Here is a 16,599-nt window from a genome sequence, read left to right as displayed (position 1 = left end):
GTACTCCCTAAGCAGAGAAATCCAAACAAGCTTGCCGCCTCGCTTTATCTACTTGCACGATAGGTTGTTTACCGATGAAAATAAAGCAGGCAGGCTATTGAGGACTGTGTTGCAAATTAAACAGGGGCGGCCAACGAAAGCCCCAGAATTCAAGGAAACGAGAATGCCGAACTGGGTGGATGTCGCTGCGGAAGAAGATTGTCCGGCAGGGGCCGCCTTGGAAGTGGTGGCCGCTGGGCGGATGGTCGCTCTGTTTCATACACCGGAAGGAATCTTCGCCACCGACGGCATGTGTGCCCACCAAGGTGGCCCGCTCGGTCAGGGGCAACTGTGCGATAAGATTGTGACCTGCCCATGGCACGGCTGGCAGTACGACGTCACCACCGGCAAACATGAACTCAGTTCGATTCATCTCGATTGCTTCGCGGTGAAAGTCGAAGGGGGACGTATTTGGGTCGATGTTACGGAGTAACCTTGGCTCGATGTTGTTTTTTGGCACTACCACATTCGAATCACCAGAAGTCGAGCGGCTAATCTATTGCCGCAATTGCCGCAACGGACAGAATGCTACGATCCGGCGGGTCCGTTTGTGGTTGACGGCGTTTGACGTGCGTGTGCTGCCGCTGTGGCTGGTAAGGCGTTACTTGGTATGCAGGAAATGTAACGAGCAGTACGATCTGGAAGTCTTGCAGCTTAACCCTAGCAAGAGTTCTCCTCCGTTCGATCGGCAGATGCTGCGCACGATGATTTATGCTGCCTTGGCCGATGGACTGGTCGACGCGGTCGAACGGAGCACGATTGAGCAATTGTACGACCAACGGTTCGAGATGGCCTTGCTCGAGGATCAGTTAGAACAGGAAATCTCAGCAGCCCAACGAGAAGCGACATCGCTTAACACGTATCTGGCAAACTATGCCGAACTGATGACGCCAGAACAAAAGCGAACCGCTGTTGAGTTGGCCTATCGCGTGATGGCGGCGGCCGGTCCGCCGAAGCCTGGCCACCAGCGACAACTACACAATTTGTGCGTCACGTTGCAAATGCCCCTGGAGGAGTTCGACGTGCTCATGGCCGAACTCCAACGTACCCAACCGGCAAGTGGTCGACGTTGACTTAAAAGTCGTGCCAGCTTCCTTCTTTAATCCGGCTTCGCCCGACAAGCTCGGAGACTTCCGGTTTCAGCACCCGAGGAGGCAACCGTAGTCGTTTAAAGAACTCTGGGTCTGGTTTCTCGTGTTCTGTGACCGCCTCTTGGATCGATTGCCCTGGTTGGAGACGTAAGAGACGGGGAACCATATTTTCACTTTTGCGTTCCCACAGAACCTTCGATTTATCTTTTACTTGCAAGCTGGCCGTATACGGCGTGATCTTGGCGACTTCGCCATTACTGCGGAAACTGGCTCCCAGCCTGCGGTAGTTCATTTCGATCGGCTCGCCCCGTCCGATCTTGGCAATAAGCTCGATGGGGGATTTCTCATTCACCACCCAGCCTGCTCGCTCGACCGCCTCGGTTAGCCCCTCTTTGATCATCTCTTGATCGACCCCTGCAATCGCATCAATCTTCAGCGCGACCTCGGTACCTGGCTTAATCAGCAGCAAGTTGCTGGTATCGCCGGAGAGCTTCTGTTTGACTTTCGCCACCGGGGCATGCGGGACCCGCATGGTCATCAGCGTGGTGGATTGATTGCCATGCTTATCGATCACGGCAATCCCGCTCGAAAGCGGCACGGTATCGGTGCCGGAGGGAAGATGGTACTTCCAGAGCGTCATGCCGAGTTCGGGATCGATGATGCCAGCCAATTGTGTCATGAGATAGTCGTTGCCAATCCAGCCGTAGAACTTGCCAGGCACCCCTTCCACGGTTCCTTCAGACAATTCACGTCCCTTGGTAAGATCCCACACCCGATACTGGCTGCCGGCGACCAAGGCCAGCATTTTTCCGTCGGGGGAAAAATGGGCCTCTGGAGTCAAGGTCGTGGCGATTTTTACGCCGCCGAGTAGTTCCCCGGTGGCCGTTTCCACGACACGCACGCCCCCACTTACCGGAATGGCCAGATACTTGCCGGTTCCGCTTAGCGTCAGATCGCCACTGCCGCTCAGTTGGTCGAGTGCGAACAGGCACTTTCCTTCCAGCATGTCCCAGATATAAAGCGAAGAATTAACCCGCACGACCGCTTTCGTACCATCAAGCAGGCGAGCAAATTCGACTTTCGGTTTGAAGCCAGGCTTTTCCCATTCCGGCAGATGCCAGCGGGCGAGTGGTTTCGGATCGCCGGTAGAAAGTCCTTCCAGCAAAACCAGGTCGCCACCACGCTCGGTCGTGGCGCCGACGCCGATCATTACAAGCGAGCGATTGGTCGCAATATGATGATCTAGCAGTTGTAGGGTTTCTGGCAGATCGAGCGCCACCACTGGTCGCGACTTGCCCGCTACGGCCAGATAGATCCTGCCGAAATGATCTGGTGAGGAGGCATTCGCGACGCGATTCGTCGAGACGGCGAAGGTGAGCTTGGCAGGATCAACCACCACCGGCGCCGAGATCTTAGCATAGGCGTCTAGCTTTTCCAGCGGAACAACCATCTGGCGAAACTTGGCCTGTTCGGGTAAAGGGTCGGCGGCAATCTCTTCCAGTTCTTGATCGATGCTGATGAAAAGTTCGGTCCCATCGGTGGGCAATTCGGTTACTGCGGCATCCTTTGCCAGCAGGCCAGCAGCACTGGTCGACGAACGGGGCGAGGAACGCCTCGACGTGCGGGAGCTATTTGTCGATTCGGCAGGCATCGCTGCGGGACTGGCGATGGGCTTCCCTCCGCCAAACGGATTGATTTCTTTCTGGGAGACAAACGTTTGATCGTCATCGCTCAGCAATGTCAAAGGTACGGTAATTTCTCGTTTGTCTTTGGTATGAAGGATGACCTTTCCATCCCGCAACTCATGCAGCGTGGCTTCGATTTTGAACTTGCCTGTCTTATCGACCCATGTCCGAAAGTCGTCGGCCAAGGCTAGGCGAGACAAGCCGCCCAGCATCACCAGCGAGAATAAGCAAACCAAACCTAGCGAACTTCTTGCCCAAGTCATGCCGTTGCCTTGAAGAGAGAAAATTAAAAAGCTTGCAGGAAAAGATTGACGTGATCGTACCCGTTCGGCGAAGCGAGTGCCACTATTTTTTTCTGCCGCTCAGCAATCCTTGCGGCTCCTTCAGTCTTCGGTCTTCCAGTGCTCGACACGCTCGTCTCAGATGCTTACGCCACAAGCGAGAAATTGCAGCTAAGAAGCGTGACATGATACGAAGGATCTACTAAAAACATGGCAACAAAAGATTCATGGCCAGCTTCCTCCTTCTCAAGCACTTTGGAACAACGCACGATGAAGCATCAACCGCTTGCGCTCCCTCAATTGCTTCTGGGAATGCTCTTGTTGGTGGTCGGTTGCAACCAGCCTGACTTGCTCGATCCGCCAGAGGGCAAACTGTCGGACCTCTATCCCACGCTGCAAGATGCACGCGCTGGGTTCGAGACGAAGATTGTGACAGACGCGAATGTCGGCAATTGGCTCGATCAGCCCCCGCCCAGCATTTTTCATGTCGTGAATTATCAGTCCCCAGCCGGGCGTTTGGTCGCTTACCTCACCCCAGACCCAGGCGATGGCGAGAAGCATCCGGCGATCGTTTGGATCACCGGCGGCGATAACAATGCAATTGGCGATGTGTGGACCTTGCCAAGCCGTGATAACGACCAAGGGGCCACTCCGTTTCGTCGGGAAGGAATCGTGATGATGTTCCCCGCGCAGCGTGGCGGCAACGGAAGCTCTGGCAAGCGAGAAGGTTTTTATGGCGAAGTCGACGACATTCTGGCCGCCACCGATTTCCTGGCTCAGCAGCCGTATGTCGATCCAGACCAAATCTATCTCGGCGGACACAGCACCGGCGGCACGTTAGCGATGCTTGTCGGAGAATGCTCGGATCGATATCGGGGCATCATTGCCCTGGGCCCGGTGGCAAGCGTGGTTCAATACGGTGGCGAATACGTTTACTGTGATCCGAACGATACCAACGAAATGCAACTCCGCTCGCCTTTGTATTGGCTGCACTGCGTCAAGAGTCCCATGTTCGTCTTTGAAGGGGAAAATCAAGGGAACTGGGATGGCTCGATCGAAGTGATGGCCAAAGCAAATACGAATCCCCAAATCGAATTCTGGAAAGTCCCAGGTCACGACCATTTCAGTGTCATTGCCCCGGTTGCCGAATTGCTGGCCCCGCAAATCATCCAAGGCAAAATCGAAGTGACCCAGCAGATGGTCGACGCCTTGTAACGTCGCCGCGTTGCAGCAAACAACGTGTAAAAAAAAAGACGCCTACCCAGGCTGAAAGAACCTGGGTAGGCGTCCGTAGTTTGGATTAACCTTTGCCCGGTGCGTGCTGGACAATCCGTTCGGCCATGCGGTTGAACGGCAGGCTTTGCATGTAGACGGTTCCTTCGCCCTGGAGACTAGCCAGGAACAAACCTTCGCCGCCGAAGACCATGCTTTTCAAATTGCCAGCCCGCTGGATATCGAAGTCAATACCGTCCGTGAACCCGACCAGGCAGCCAGCTTCAACACGCAAGGTTTCGCCTCGCAGTTCTCGTTTGATGATCGTACCGCAAGCGTGCATGAAGGCCATGCCGTCACCTTCCACCCGCTGCATGATGAACCCATTGCCCCCGAAGAAACCAGCCCCTAGTCGCTTACTAAACGCCACCGACAAGCGGGTGCCGTGTGAGGCACACAGGAACGAATCTTTCTGGCAGATGATCCGTCCGTTGACCGTGGTAAGATCGAGCGGAATGATCTTGCCTGGGAAAGGAGCCGCAAAGGCCACTCGCTTCTTGCTGCCACCATGATTGGTGAAGTGGGTAATGAAGATCGATTCGCCGGTTAGCATTCGTCCGCCAGCTTGCATCAGGCTGCCAAAAAATCCTTGGTTGGCTTTCGAGCCGTCTCCCATCTTGGCTTCAAACTGGATGTCTTCCTCCATGTAGCACATCGTGCCTGCTTCCGCGATGATCGTCTTGCCGGGGTCGAGTTCCACTTCGAGCAATTGCATCGCTTCGCCGAGGACTTCGTAATTGATTTTATTAGCAGCTTCGTCAGATGCCATTGGACTGGTGCCCCTTCATTAAGACCGTGGTAAGATCGGCACTGCCAAGCCCTGGCGCGATTGTAGGGATTGGGCAGCTCCAATTCCGTAAGATTTCAGCGCGAAACGCGGTCCTGATACGAATTCCATGCTCGAATGGAATCGTAACTAGCCTTTTAAGCCAGCGAATACCTTCGCTTTCGCGTGACAATATATAGCTTGCAATACGAAGCCAACGGCAAAGAAAATCAGCTGATTTACTAGGCTGCGAAGAGAGATTGGAAGCACTATTTCGCAGACGCTGGAGGACGAATCGCTCTGAGACAATCCAAGCAAGCGGTATGACGCGAACTTCCTGCTACGGGCTCATCGATCGGCGAGCCAAGGCGCGATCAATTTCGACTTGGACGCGAGGATCCGTTTCGCTCTCGCTTCGCTCGCGTAGGATCGACATTACGGCAGGGAAGTCGTGTTGCCCCAACGCCCAAGCGGCAGCGCCGCGGACTAACCATTCTTCGTCGTTCAGCCCCTGTGATAAGGCAGTAACCTGGTCGGCATGGGGGCGATTGCCCAGCACAATTGCAGCGTTGCGCAAGATGCCGCGCCGCCGACTTCTCCAAAGCGGCGTGTTGCGAAAGCGTGCCCGAAAATCGTCGTCTGTCATGCTGAAGAGCGACCGCAACTCGAGCGGCGCGCGATCGGGGTTAGGGAAGAAGGCTTCGTGCTGGGTGAGCGGGGCTTTGTTGTTCCAGGGACAAACGTCTTGGCAAACGTCGCAGCCGAACACCCAGTCTTCCAGGCCACTACGCAGTTCCGGCGGAATCTCTGCTCGAAGTTCAATCGTCAGGTAAGAAATGCAACGGGTCGCATCAAGCACGTGCGGCTTGACAAACGCGTCGGTCGGGCAAGCGTCGAGGCAGGCCGTACAAGTCCCGCAGTGGCTGGCCGTGTGCGGCTCGTCGTAAACAAGTGGTTGGTCGATCAAGATGGCAGACAGAAAGAACAAGCTGCCGAGTTGTTTGTTGAGTAGCATCGTGTTCTTGCCGAACCAGCCAAGCCCGGCTTGTTGGGCGAACTCGCGTTCCAAGAGCGGCGCCGTATCGACCACGCCCCGCACTTTCGCGCCTGGGGCAAAGCCTTCGATGGCCCGCTTCAATTGTTTCAGCCGGGCATGAATCCAATCGTGATAATCGAGTTCGCCAAACGCGTAGCGCGATACCCTCCCCTCCCCTGGTTTCAGCAACGGGATCGGATCGCTTTTGTAAGTGAGGGCCAGCATCACAATGCTATGCACTCCCTCTAAGACGTACTGGGGATGCGAATAGGCTTCGCGGCGATCTTCCAGATACTGCATTTCTCCGGCGTAACCGGCATCGAGCCAGTCGTGCAAACGAGTCACCCCGGTGGGGCTTACGGCTGGGCAGACGCCGACTGCGGAAAAGCCCACTGTCAAGGCTTCCTGACGGATCAAAGCGGTTAGTTCTGAGGCTGGAAGTGGCACGCGCGTAAAAGCCGCAAAGCGTTTGCGTTCGGTAAGGAGGGTAATTAGGGTGAAATAATACGGATTGATTTACCAGGGAAGGTATTCGAGTGCAGGTTCACGCAAGGTTCTCTCAGATGCGCAAAGCAGCCCTGGTATTATTGGTCGCGGCGATTGCCACTTGTTGGGTTTCGGAAAGCGAAGCCCAAACCGATGGGCAAATCATTGTCCATCGTACCTCATCGATCGGTTTCGGTAACGGTGGTTACTTTGGCGGAAGCTGCGGTAATCCTTGGATCTATGGTCCTTGGACACAAACGCTTGGTTTCATCCCGACGCCTCCATACTACTCGCTCTATCCGCCGGTTTACTACTCGCACAACGTCTACCGCCCCTACGGCATGAGCCCGTTCCCGATCACCTCGTATCAGCAAGGCAGCTCGTACCAGGCAAGCCCTGCGGCGAACTACCAACGTTCGACCCCAGAGCCCAAAGTGGTGGTGAACCCGTACGTCGAGCAGGAAAGCAGCCAACAAAAGGCCCCTGCGGAACCAGCGGTGATTCAGCCGGTAATGAAAGTAGTAGACGCTAAAGGAAGCGAAGTCGCGGGTTCGAGCCCGTTGGTGATTCAAAATTCGCTGTAAATGCGACGTTCAATCTAGATCGGACTTGGTGCCCATGTCGTCGTTGTCGTCGAGATGGGCACTCTTTATTGATGCTCATTCCATTGAACGGATGGCACAACGCTAGCGTCGGGTTTGCTTGCTCGGACGTTCGTGGATCGAACTTGAGAGATTTTTGCCAGGTTCTCACAATTCGTCTTGCTGTTGGCTAGCAGTCTTTGGTACCTTCCCCCGCCGTCAGTTTTCGTCTGGCGGTGGTTTTGCTTTGATTTCGGGAGGAAAACGGTTGTCCTGTAGGCGTTTGGGAAGCCGTTGCCAAGTCCGGAAAAGGATTTCCCATGAAGACGCTTGTTACTGCCGGTTTGTTACTGCTTGCCTTCGCTTGTGCTGGATGTAAGGGGCAGCAGGCGCAGCAACTCAATCCGTTTAATGCTTACGGTATGCAGCGAGTTCCTCCGCCAGGCACCCAGACGTTTGGGCAGCCAGCGGTAACGGCACCGAATCCCTATTACCAAGCCCCGGCGGCGTCGCAAGCTCCGACGTTGAATGGTTATCCGCAGCAGAACCCACCTGCGCAGTTTTCCCCGGTGCCAGGCTCGGCTCCGGCGACCAGCCAGCCTCCTTCGAGTTACGGCCGAGGGCAATGGCAAAGCGTGAGCCAGTCCTCTTCGTCCAGCGGTGTAGCACCGGCTTCGTACACGGAAGAAGTCGGGACACAAACAAGCACCAACGCGGCAACCACAACGTCCCCTGCCTCTGCGGCCAGTTCAGGGACCGCTAGTTCAACGACGACCAGTTCATCCGCCAGCGGAAACTCGTACACCAATGGAATGCGCGTAAACGAAGTGACTGAGGTAACTCAGCCCCTTTCGCCGCCGACGACTGCCACGGTCCCCTACAACGGCTGGACCTCGCCCCCAGCGGCGGCAACCTCGACCATGTCCAGCACGCCCCAGCCCAGCCGCATTCCGTAAGAAGAAAGCTACGTCCTAAGGCTGCCTCTTCCTGGCCAGGCACGGCCAGTTCCACGAGAACTGGCAAGGTGTGCAAAACTCTCGTCTAAAATCACCTTCGGACCGCACTTCTCACCAGAAGCCACTTGACCATTTTGGTCGAACTAGGAACCATGGAAGCCATGGAAACTCCGCAAAAAATTGATATTCCGCCTGGCGAACCGACCACCACCGATTTAAAGCTGCCTCCGCTGAAAATTGGCGAGATGGTGGTCGATCCCCCAATTTTGCAAGCTCCGATGGCTGGTTTCACCAACTATGCCTTTCGGCAGATCGTGCGTGGGTATGGTGGAGCTGGGTTGTTAGCGACGGAGATGGTCAACGCTCGCGGCTTTCACTGGCTGGACGAAAACGAAGCCGAGTTTCCCGATCGTTTGTGGGGTGTCGAGGACGAAGCCCGCCCGCTGGCGGTTCAGATTTGGGACAATCAGCCCGATGTGATGGCCAAAGTGGGCCGTCGCTTGGTGGAAGAATTTCAGGTCAGCGTCGTCGATATCAACTTCGGCTGCCCGGTGAAGCAGGTGACCGAGAAAGCCCACAGCGGTTCGTATCTTCTGCGCGAACCAGCGCGGATGGGGCAGATCATTTCGCGTCTGGTGGAAGCCTGTGCCCCCACACCGGTGACGGCCAAGATTCGCCTGGGCTGTTCCGATAACACCATCAACGCCAACGAAATTGCCTGCGTGGTAGAAGAAAGCGGCGCCGCAGCCCTGACGGTGCATGGCCGCGTGGCTGAGCAGTATTTCAAGGGGCAGGCCGACTGGGAGCGGATTTCGGAAATTAAATCGTATTTGAAGAAGATCCCTCTGATCGGAAACGGTGATCTCGATTCCGCCGAGAAGGTCTATCGTGCGTTTCGCGACTATAACGTCGACGGCGTCATGATCGCCCGGGCTTGTCTGGGACGTCCATGGCTGTTCGCCCAAGCTGCCGCTGCGATTCAAGGTCGCCCGATTCCGCCAGAACCGACACTTACCGAGCAGCGCGATTGCATGCTCGAACATTACAAATTGGTGGTCGAGCGTTTTGGCGAGGCGAAGGGAACGCTGCTGATGCGTAAGTTCGCTTGTTGTTATGCCCAGGCTAAACCGGGAGCCCGGCACTTTCGCAAGCACGTGGCCGATGTCGCCACGAAAGAAGAGTTCTTTGCGGTGGTCGACAAGTATTTCCCCTGTGAAGTTCCCCCAGAGCCAGTCGCCTCGTAGCTCCTCGTCCCTCGCCATCAGGGGCAAGGGAGGAAGACGCCTGGCTTACCAACGACAGCTGAAATGTCGGCTGGGCCGACGATGGCCGAAATCGTTGGCCGTGTGCGAAGTGGCGATTTGTTGGCTAAGCCCTTCTTTCGAGTTCAGCACGCGCAGGTCGTCTGAGGTATCGAACCGGCCATCGTGGCCGGCGCTACGAATGCCGTAATCGCCGTTGTCTTCCGGTTCGTAACGTACCGAATTGCCGAATGCGTCCTCGAACTTGAGGACCAGCTTGTTCCCTTCGATTCCTTCCGGCAAGTTACCGTTCTCTTGGCGGTACGATTCGATTTCGACACAAGCCGTGTTCAGCACAGCACGTGTCTGTTCAATCTTGGGGACTTCTACGCGGTAATGATGGAAGGTGCTGGCCGCCACCGCGATCGTCCCAATGCCTGCGGCGACAAACAGCGTGCCGATTCCACCCAGGATCAAACCTGCCACGGCGAAGCCTCGTCTGGGAGAAAACAGCCCAAAGAAGCTCAGCAGAAAACCAAGCGGGCACAACAGCCCGAAGGTGAATAGCAGCCCAAACAACGAGACCCCAAAGCCCCAAGCTCCCATCAAATTCAGGGAGCGGTGCTTGGCAGGGTGATCTGCTGTAGGTTGCGTGCGATTTTTGTGGTGGTGGTGTCGGCGAAAACAGCACATCGGATAACTTCCTTTTTCCGGGGGGGAACGTAGGAGAAATCGAGATATCTCCTACTTAGGAAGTCATTCGCGGATTAATGCGAAATATTGAACTCGCCCGCTTTCAATTTTCGCCAATATTCGGTCACCGCTCGTTTCACCGTAGGAGCTAACAGTAAGCAGCCCAAGATGTTAGGGAAGGCCATCGAGAGGATCATGAAGTCGGAAAAATCAAGCACATTATTGAGCGAGAAGATCGGTCCCAGGAACACGCCGATCACGAAGAGAACCTTGTAGACAAAAACGGCGCGGGCCCCGAACAGGCGTTCCCAGCAGCGTTCGCCGTAGTAGCTCCACGAGATAATCGTAGAAAAGGCGAACAGCACAACCGCCAGCGTCAGGATATAAGGGAACCAACTGATTTCAGCGGCGAACGCAGCCGAGGTCAGTTCGACACCCGCCAGGCTCTTTTCGTGAACCAGTTCTTTGCTGTCCCAGGCACCTGTGATCAAGATCACCAGGGCAGTCATCGAGCAAACAACGATCGTATCGATGAACGGCTCCAGCAACGCAACAAAGCCCTCTCGGACTGGCTCGTCGGTCTTGGCGGCACTGTGGGCGATTGCCGCACTACCAACCCCTGCTTCGTTGCTGAACGCAGCCCGGCGAACGCCAATCACGATCACCCCTAACAGGCCCCCGCGAACCGCTTCTGGATTAAAGGCCTGAGTAAAAATCGTGCCGATCAATCCAGGGATCTGATGGTAATGGGTCAGAATGATCCACAAGCAGGCCAAGACGTACATGAGACACATCGCCGGCACAATCTTGCCGGCGGTCGCCCCGATCCGTTTGATGCCGCCGATAATCACCAGCCCCACGAGCACGGCCATGATGATGCCGAAAGTAACTTTAAACTGCGTTTCAAACGCGCTGATCTTCCCCTGTAGTTCCGTACGGCGGGTCTGTAAGGCAGGGATGTCACCCAGGCGTTTTTCTTCGGCAGCCGTTTTCAGATCGGCTTGAACGGTTTCGAGTTCCTGCTTGTCTTCGTTGGGCACCATCAGCAGAACCTGCGAGGCGGCCTGATTGCCTTGGAACATGTTGCCGCCACCAAAACTGGCCATCACGCACATGATTGCAAACACGATCGAGAAGAAGACACCGACCGGCTTCAAGCCGAACTGCTCGAACGCGTTCACCAGGTACTGCATCGGTCCCCCTTGGATCGTGCCGTCTGGCTTCACTTCGCGATACATCTGGCCTAGCGTACACTCGACAAACTTGCTGGCCATGCCAAAGAAGCCACACAAGATCATCCAGAAGAACGCCCCTGGGCCGCCATCGGTCATTGCGATGGTCACCCCCGCGATATTCCCCAGCCCTACCGTGGCGGAGAGAGCCGAGGCCAACGCTTGAAAGTGAGTGACTTCGCCCGGTTCGTTGGGGTTGTCATACGTTCCGCGAACGACGTTGATTGCGTGAGGAACACCCCAGAAGTTGACCAGTCCGAAGTAAAGGGTGAACAAGATCGCACCGCCAGAAAGCCAAATCACGACCAGCGGCACACCGCCGATGTTTTCCGTGAATAGGTAAGGTGTTTCATCACCGTTGGCTTGGAAATTGATCGCCAACTCACCGGCCAGGGCCATTTCGCGAATCTGCTCTGGTGTTTTCCATTCCCCTTTGTCGGTGCTCAAGGCCGAGCGGACCTTGCGCAGCGGCTTGTAGATCGGTTGGTCGCCATCTTTGTCCAGCACGTACTTCGTCGAGTCGTTGATCACATATTTCAAGTACTCGACCGGGCGGGTTTTGGGTGTTCCCTTGTTATCGACGTAGGTGAGTTCCCCTTGCCGATAAGGAGTGGCGGGGTCGCCGGAGCCAGCTGCTTTGCCCGTTTCAACCCAAGCCGTGGCTTCTTCGATCGAAACCTGATCAGGCATGTCGGCCGGTTTGCGGACTTTGCTATTCTCGGCAATTTTGAAAGGCTCGTCCGATCCCTTGTCGCGCACATAATACAGCACGTAGTTTTCTTGAACGTACTGCTGCTTATCGGGAATGACGGTATAGAAAAGGGTCGCTTTGAGAACCTCGACCACTTGGCCAAACATGTTATCGATGCGTTTGGTCCACGTCGGCGCTTCGACGTCCTTGATATCGACAGGCGCGGGGAAACTTGCATCGGTCGTGGGCTGGGCTAGTTGTGCCGCTGGCTCCGCAGCTTGCTCGCCCGCCGGCTTCTCTGCGGCGGGTGGGGCTGCTTCGGTCGGAGGTGGATCGGGTTGTGCCGAATCTTGAGCGACGACGACAACACAGACCAAGCTCATTACCAGTAGCGAACCGACAAAGACGCGCCACGGCTTAGACAATCGATTTGCGATCATGCAAATATCCCAAACTGCCAATTTTCCAGCTCAAGCTTGGGGCTGCTTGGCGGAAAAGTGATAAAAAATCGATTCGAAGTGATGGGGTGTCTAACAGACTGCGATCGTTTTACGATGTAAATCTTTTTATGTCAATGATTTACGATCGACCTGAGAAGAGAGTCGCGGTTTAACAAATATATGCTTGTCAAAAATGCGATAATCACTAATATTAAGGTACCGACACAACTTACCGGGCTGGCTAGCAGTTCGCCAGTCGGCGGCCCGAAAAAATGAACGAATGAGCGCAAATTCCACTCAAAACGAAGCACGCTGGGCAAACGAGGTGATTCCTACGGATCTCGTGGTGCTCGATTTGCTGCGTAAGACCCCCTCGTTAAGCACCGCAGACATGGCCGAAGCCATGGAGGTGACAGCAACGGCGGTTCGTCAGCGCCTAAGTCGTTTGCTTGCTCAAGGTTATATCGAAAGAGTTTCCGCCAAATCTGGCCGTGGTCGCCCGACGCACAAGTATCGGTTGACGACCAAAGGGGAACGAAAAGCCGGGGCAAACTATGCTGATTTGGCAATGGCCCTTTGGGACGAGATTCGTTCCATTGAAGATCCCGACGTGAAGCGGGGACTTATCGCCAGAATTGCCAAACGGCTTGTCGAGATGTATTCCAGCGAGATTCGCGGGGCAGATGCCGAACAACGCATTCATGAGCTGATGGCTCTTTTCGTTGGTCGGCAAATTCCGCTGGAATATGAAGAAGGTACCGAGGGAAAACCAGTCTTAAATGTGCTGGCTTGTCCTTATCCTGATATTGCCGAACAAGATCGGGCCGTGTGCGTCCTCGAGAAGGCCATGTTCGCCGAGCTTTTAGGCCAGAACATGAAGCTAAGCCACTGCCGACTCGATGGCGAAAGTTGTTGCACCTACGAGCTGACCCAACTTGGCTCTGATACGGAAACGGTGTGACATGACCAAGCCGCAAGAAATGACCAAACCGTGGATTGAAGGTCGTTTCGAAGAAAACGTCATTACGACCACCATCGAACAAGCGATCAACTGGGGACAGCAAGCCAGTATCTGGCCCATGACGTTCGGGCTCGCATGTTGCGCGATCGAAATGATGGCCGTCGGAGCGAGCCGCTTTGATATCGACCGTTTCGGGGCTGGGGCCTTTCGGGCTTCGCCTCGCCAAGCGGACTTGATGATTGTGGCAGGTACGGTCACTTACAAAATGGCCAGTCGCGTCCGCCGGCTATACAACATGATGCCTGACCCCAAGTATGTGATTGCCATGGGGGCTTGCACCGTGGGTGGTGGTCCTTATTTCAAGTATGGATATCACGTCGTCAAAGGGGTCGACTTAGTCGTGCCGGTCGACGTGTATGTCCCCGGCTGCCCTCCCCGTCCTGAGGCTTTGCTTGAAGGGCTGATGCGAATTCAAGACAAGATTCGTGGGCACCGCCTCAATCGCCGTGATGGTGTGCGTCTGGAAGATGAGTTACCGGTGCCGCACCATTCCGGTTTTGTAGAAACAACCGGAGCGGAACACCCGCTCACCGGTCATCAAAAGCTAACCGGTAAATAAACCATTCAAGGCGCCCCGTTTTAGCGCCGTATTCGTTGAGATCGAGAGAGCGATAGTCACTGATGTCTGACGTATTGAAGATTGAAAACTTGCATGTTTCGGTGGAAGGTAAGCCGATCCTGAACGGTGTCGATCTGGAACTCCGCCGCGGCGAAACGCACGCGTTGATGGGGCCCAACGGTTCTGGGAAAAGCACCCTTGGCTTTGCGGTCATGGGTCACCCCAAGTACGAAGTGACCGAGGGACGCATCCTGCTGAACGATATCGACATTACCGAGATGGAAGCGGACGAACGGGCCCGGCTGGGGCTGTTCATGGCCTTCCAACGCCCGATCGCCATCCCAGGCGTTCGCTTGGCCGACTTCATGCGGCATGCCACCACCAACGTCCGCAACCCCGACCGTAAAGAAGGGGAAGACCTCATCCCGATGCGTGAGTTCCGCAAGGAAATCACCACCAAGATGAAGCAGTTGCAAATGGATACCGAGTTCGCTCGTCGTTACGTGAACGATGGGTTCTCGGGTGGTGAAATGAAGCGTGCTGAAATTTTACAGCTGGCGATGCTGCAGCCGAAATTTGCCATTCTGGACGAAACCGACAGTGGTTTAGATGCCGACGCGGTCCGTTTGGCCAGCCAAAGTATCGCTCAGATCGGTGGCGAAGAGATGGGGCTGCTGATCATCACTCACCACGACAAACTGCTAGAACACAATCCTCCTTCGCATGCCCATGTGATGCTAGGGGGACGGATTGTTGAAAGCGGTGGTGTCGAACTAGCCCACGAACTACATGCCAACGGTTATCAACGGATTCGGGAAACATATCCCGAGGCCGCCGCGTTGGAAATGGAAATGCAAGACGAAGAACAAACGGTTTAGCCCCCAGGAGATTCTGGGAGTTCGGCGGCCTGAACTGCGACCAGGCACAACGCGGAACACTGCGACAAAACCGGTAGCGACGATATTCAACAGTTTGGAGAGACAATGGCGACCGATATTACCGAAGATGCTGTGCAAAGCCCAATCGGTGAGATCAACAAGTATGACTTCCGCACCGTCAGCAAAGGGGTCTTCAAAGCGAAGAAAGGCCTCAACGCTGAAGTGGTGAACCAGATCTCGGATATCAAGCAAGAGCCGGACTGGATGCGTGAATTTCGCCTGAAGTCGCTTGAGATCTTCGAATCGAAGCCGATGCCTAAATGGGGCGGCGATATTGAACTCGATTTCCAAGACATCTTCTACTACCTCAAGCCAACCGAAAAGCAAGGCAAGACGTGGGACGATGTTCCAGCAGAAATTAAAGAGACCTTCGAGAAACTCGGTATTCCTGAAGCCGAACGGCAGTTTCTGGCCGGCGTGAAGGCCCAGTTCGAGAGCGAAGTGGTTTACGGTTCGCTACAAGAAGACCTCGCCCAGAAAGGCGTTATCTTCACCGATACCGATACCGCCCTTCGCGAGCACTCGGATCTGCTGCGGGAATACTTTGGCACGGTGATTCCCCCGCACGATAACAAGTTCGCCGCGCTCAACTCGGCGGTCTGGTCAGGCGGTTCGTTCATCTATGTCCCTCCGGGCGTCGAGATCGAATTCCCGCTGCAAACTTACTTCCGCATCAACGAAGAAAGCATGGGGCAGTTCGAGCGAACCCTCATCATCGTTGACGAAGGGGCCAAGATTCACTATGTCGAAGGTTGCACTGCCCCGATGTATTCGTCGGAAAGCTTGCACTCGGCCGTCGTGGAAGTGATTTGCAAGAAGGGCTCGCGTTGCCGCTACAGTACCATTCAGAACTGGGCGAACAACATCTACAACCTGGTTACCAAGCGGGCCCTGGCTTACGCTGACGCGACCATGGAATGGGTCGATGGTAACCTCGGCAGTCATCTGACGATGAAGTACCCTGCGGTCTACTTGATGGAACCAGGGGCACGTGGCGAGATTCTTTCAATTGCCTTCGCCGGCAAGCATCAGCATCAAGACACCGGCGCCAAGCTGGTCCATTGTGCTCCGAACACTTCCGGCCAGATCATCTCGAAATCGATCTCCAAAGATGGCGGTCGCGGTAGCTATCGCGGTTTGGTCCGTGTCGAGGAAGGTGCCAAGAACACCAAGTGCAGCGTCGTCTGCGATGCGTTGATCTTGGACCCTGAAAGCCAGACCGATACCTACCCTTACATCGAGATCATGGAACCCGATGTCTCGATCGGTCACGAAGCAAGTGTCTCGCGGATTGGGGAAGAGCAACTCTTCTATCTGATGAGCCGCGGTCTGAGCGAGGCAGAAGCCAGCACGATGATCGTCAACGGCTTTATCGAGCCGCTGGTGAAAGAGCTGCCAATGGAATACGCGGTTGAATTGAACCGCTTGATCGAGTTGCAAATGGAAGGCTCGGTTGGTTAGGCCAACCCTGCCGGTCTCGCATAGACGCCCTGGGGGCCATACCGTCGTGCTTCGTCTGTAGGCTTTCCTGCTTGTCATGCTCACGCAAACGTGAGCATGACACCCAACGCGTCGATGGAAAGAGACTCGA

At 55.3% G+C, this 16,599-nt stretch carries 15 protein-coding genes; 10 read left to right on the top strand and 5 right to left on the bottom strand.

Annotation, left to right across the window (positions count from 1 at the left end):
• Positions 1-163 precede the first annotated feature (163 nt).
• Positions 164-472: a Rieske (2Fe-2S) protein gene (locus tag DTL42_RS00925; protein WP_114366798.1), complete on the top strand. Its 309-nt coding sequence runs from the start codon at positions 164-166 to the stop codon at positions 470-472.
• Positions 459-1,112: a DUF533 domain-containing protein gene (locus DTL42_RS00920; RefSeq protein ID WP_114366796.1), complete on the top strand. Its 654-nt coding sequence runs from the start codon at positions 459-461 to the stop codon at positions 1,110-1,112. The genes DTL42_RS00925 and DTL42_RS00920 overlap by 14 nt, the downstream gene beginning before the upstream one ends.
• A 1-nt stretch (position 1,113) precedes the next feature.
• Here the strand turns inward: DTL42_RS00920 and DTL42_RS00915 are convergent, their stop codons facing one another.
• Entirely contained in the window at positions 1,114-3,078 is a 1,965-nt protein-coding gene (locus DTL42_RS00915; RefSeq protein WP_114366795.1) for an SHD1 domain-containing protein, read from the bottom strand.
• A gap of 288 nt (positions 3,079-3,366) precedes the next feature.
• On the opposite strand from DTL42_RS00915, the gene DTL42_RS00910 reads away from it, so the two are divergent.
• Complete coding sequence (locus tag DTL42_RS00910) at positions 3,367-4,311, top strand: alpha/beta hydrolase family protein (RefSeq protein ID WP_114366794.1); 945 nt, start codon at positions 3,367-3,369, stop codon at positions 4,309-4,311.
• 85 nt (positions 4,312-4,396) lie between these two features.
• Here DTL42_RS00910 and DTL42_RS00905 read toward each other — a convergent pair whose 3' ends face one another.
• Together DTL42_RS00905 and queG are read right to left on the bottom strand one after the other, a co-directional pair.
• Positions 4,397-5,137: a TIGR00266 family protein gene (locus DTL42_RS00905; protein WP_114366792.1), complete on the bottom strand. Its 741-nt coding sequence runs from the start codon at positions 5,135-5,137 to the stop codon at positions 4,397-4,399.
• A 337-nt stretch (positions 5,138-5,474) separates the two neighbouring features.
• A complete protein-coding gene (gene queG, locus DTL42_RS00900; RefSeq protein WP_114366791.1) occupies positions 5,475-6,617 on the bottom strand; it encodes a tRNA epoxyqueuosine(34) reductase QueG in 1,143 nt (380 codons plus the stop codon).
• A gap of 116 nt (positions 6,618-6,733) precedes the next feature.
• On the opposite strand from queG, the gene DTL42_RS00895 reads away from it, so the two are divergent.
• From DTL42_RS00895 to dusB, 3 genes are all read left to right on the top strand, one after another.
• Positions 6,734-7,240, top strand: coding sequence for a hypothetical protein (locus DTL42_RS00895; protein WP_114366789.1), 507 nt, complete (start codon positions 6,734-6,736; stop codon positions 7,238-7,240).
• A 317-nt stretch (positions 7,241-7,557) separates the two neighbouring features.
• Entirely contained in the window at positions 7,558-8,193 is a 636-nt protein-coding gene (locus tag DTL42_RS00890; RefSeq protein WP_114366788.1) for a hypothetical protein, read from the top strand.
• Between the two features lie 245 nt (positions 8,194-8,438).
• The gene (dusB, locus tag DTL42_RS00885) at positions 8,439-9,437 is read left to right on the top strand and encodes a tRNA dihydrouridine synthase DusB (RefSeq protein ID WP_234824025.1); all 999 of its coding nucleotides are present in this window, start codon (positions 8,439-8,441) and stop codon (positions 9,435-9,437) included.
• A gap of 45 nt (positions 9,438-9,482) precedes the next feature.
• Here dusB and DTL42_RS00880 read toward each other — a convergent pair whose 3' ends face one another.
• A complete protein-coding gene (locus tag DTL42_RS00880) occupies positions 9,483-10,127 on the bottom strand; it encodes a hypothetical protein (RefSeq protein WP_114366787.1) in 645 nt (214 codons plus the stop codon).
• A 74-nt stretch (positions 10,128-10,201) separates the two neighbouring features.
• Entirely contained in the window at positions 10,202-12,490 is a 2,289-nt protein-coding gene (locus tag DTL42_RS00875) for an alanine/glycine:cation symporter family protein (protein WP_114366786.1), read from the bottom strand.
• Between the two features lie 280 nt (positions 12,491-12,770).
• On the opposite strand from DTL42_RS00875, the gene DTL42_RS00870 reads away from it, so the two are divergent.
• The 4 genes from DTL42_RS00870 to sufB all read left to right on the top strand — a co-directional run bounded on the left by DTL42_RS00870 (position 12,771) and on the right by sufB (position 16,469).
• The gene (locus DTL42_RS00870; RefSeq protein ID WP_114366785.1) at positions 12,771-13,451 is read left to right on the top strand and encodes a helix-turn-helix transcriptional regulator; all 681 of its coding nucleotides are present in this window, start codon (positions 12,771-12,773) and stop codon (positions 13,449-13,451) included.
• Position 13,452: 1 nt separating this feature from the next.
• Complete coding sequence (locus DTL42_RS00865; RefSeq protein ID WP_234824021.1) at positions 13,453-14,070, top strand: NADH-quinone oxidoreductase subunit B; 618 nt, start codon at positions 13,453-13,455, stop codon at positions 14,068-14,070.
• A 62-nt stretch (positions 14,071-14,132) separates the two neighbouring features.
• A complete protein-coding gene (gene sufC / locus DTL42_RS00860) occupies positions 14,133-14,948 on the top strand; it encodes a Fe-S cluster assembly ATPase SufC (RefSeq protein WP_114366784.1) in 816 nt (271 codons plus the stop codon).
• Between the two features lie 105 nt (positions 14,949-15,053).
• On the top strand, positions 15,054-16,469 hold the full coding sequence (gene sufB, locus DTL42_RS00855) for a Fe-S cluster assembly protein SufB (protein ID WP_114366783.1): 1,416 nt from the start codon (positions 15,054-15,056) through the stop codon (positions 16,467-16,469).
• Positions 16,470-16,599: the final 130 nt, after the last annotated feature.

Origin of the sequence: Bremerella cremea, assembly GCF_003335505.1 — a bacterium.
Lineage (GTDB): Bacteria > Planctomycetota > Planctomycetia > Pirellulales > Pirellulaceae > Bremerella > Bremerella cremea_A.
The sequence above is the reverse complement of the archived record's forward strand: the minus strand, read 5'-3'. Positions and strand labels throughout refer to the sequence as shown.

Excerpts from the sequence above, each read along its gene's own strand:
- DTL42_RS00880 (WP_114366787.1), bottom strand. The coding sequence starts at position 10,127 with ATGTGCTGTTTTCGCCGACACCACCACCACAAAAATCGCACGCAACCT.
- DTL42_RS00875 (WP_114366786.1), bottom strand. The coding sequence starts at position 12,490 with ATGATCGCAAATCGATTGTCTAAGCCGTGGCGCGTCTTTGTCGGTTCG.
- DTL42_RS00870 (WP_114366785.1), top strand. The coding sequence starts at position 12,771 with ATGAGCGCAAATTCCACTCAAAACGAAGCACGCTGGGCAAACGAGGTG.
- DTL42_RS00915 (WP_114366795.1), bottom strand. The coding sequence starts at position 3,078 with ATGACTTGGGCAAGAAGTTCGCTAGGTTTGGTTTGCTTATTCTCGCTG.
- DTL42_RS00905 (WP_114366792.1), bottom strand. The coding sequence starts at position 5,137 with ATGGCATCTGACGAAGCTGCTAATAAAATCAATTACGAAGTCCTCGGC.
- dusB (WP_234824025.1), top strand. The coding sequence starts at position 8,439 with ATGGTGGTCGATCCCCCAATTTTGCAAGCTCCGATGGCTGGTTTCACC.
- DTL42_RS00865 (WP_234824021.1), top strand. The coding sequence starts at position 13,453 with ATGACCAAGCCGCAAGAAATGACCAAACCGTGGATTGAAGGTCGTTTC.
- DTL42_RS00895 (WP_114366789.1), top strand. The coding sequence starts at position 6,734 with ATGCGCAAAGCAGCCCTGGTATTATTGGTCGCGGCGATTGCCACTTGT.
- sufB (WP_114366783.1), top strand. The coding sequence starts at position 15,054 with ATGGCGACCGATATTACCGAAGATGCTGTGCAAAGCCCAATCGGTGAG.
- DTL42_RS00910 (WP_114366794.1), top strand. The coding sequence starts at position 3,367 with ATGAAGCATCAACCGCTTGCGCTCCCTCAATTGCTTCTGGGAATGCTC.
- DTL42_RS00925 (WP_114366798.1), top strand. The coding sequence starts at position 164 with ATGCCGAACTGGGTGGATGTCGCTGCGGAAGAAGATTGTCCGGCAGGG.
- sufC (WP_114366784.1), top strand. The coding sequence starts at position 14,133 with ATGTCTGACGTATTGAAGATTGAAAACTTGCATGTTTCGGTGGAAGGT.
- DTL42_RS00890 (WP_114366788.1), top strand. The coding sequence starts at position 7,558 with ATGAAGACGCTTGTTACTGCCGGTTTGTTACTGCTTGCCTTCGCTTGT.
- DTL42_RS00920 (WP_114366796.1), top strand. The coding sequence starts at position 459 with ATGTTACGGAGTAACCTTGGCTCGATGTTGTTTTTTGGCACTACCACA.